This is a genomic window from Vibrio sp. D173a, from assembly GCF_030248475.1.
The window spans coordinates 1-630 of the sequence record NZ_JAHGAH010000705.1; the positions used below are offsets into that span (position 1 = coordinate 1).

Sequence of the window (630 nt, forward strand, 5' to 3'; positions counted from 1 at the left end):
GGGACAACAATAATAAACTTCGCCCCGCCATGAATACTGTGATCTAATTTAACTTGCCATCTCAGCTTTTTCGCTGCCGCACTTGCAATCGCAAGCCCTAACCCAAATCCACCCGTTTTTGCGGTTCGACTTTGATCTAAACGCGCAAACGGCATCAGCACTTCATCGCGTTTATCTTCTGGGATCCCTTCGCCATCATCTTCGATCACGATCAACCAGCTCTCTGAGTTTTCATCCAGAGTCACCCACACCTTGTCTCGAGTATAATTACCGGCGTTTTTGAGAATGTTATCTAGCACCAGCCGAGCCATTGTGCAGTCACACTTGGTTGCAAAGCTGTTGACCACGTGCGATTCAAACTCAATGTTCTTTATCTTGGAGTAACGCACTCTGTCCAAGCAGTATTCATTCAAATCGCAACTGGTCTTAATCAGTTCGAAGAATGAGTTATCCACCACATTCAGTTTAGACAGCATGATAATTTCAGAGGTTAGTTGATTGATATCGTCGATGTAGCCATCAATGTCATCAAACAATACCTGCTGTTCGTTGGGCGCTCCGCGTCGCAGCAAATCGGTCGCCAGTTGAATACGACTGAGCGGGGTTCTCACCTCATGAGGGATCGCCTGT

At 46.7% G+C, this 630-nt stretch carries 1 protein-coding gene; it reads right to left on the bottom strand.

The window, feature by feature from the left end:
- Window positions 1–630 (bottom strand): HAMP domain-containing sensor histidine kinase (locus tag KIV40_RS28665; protein ID WP_285352614.1); only part of this gene is annotated, 630 nt, incomplete at both ends.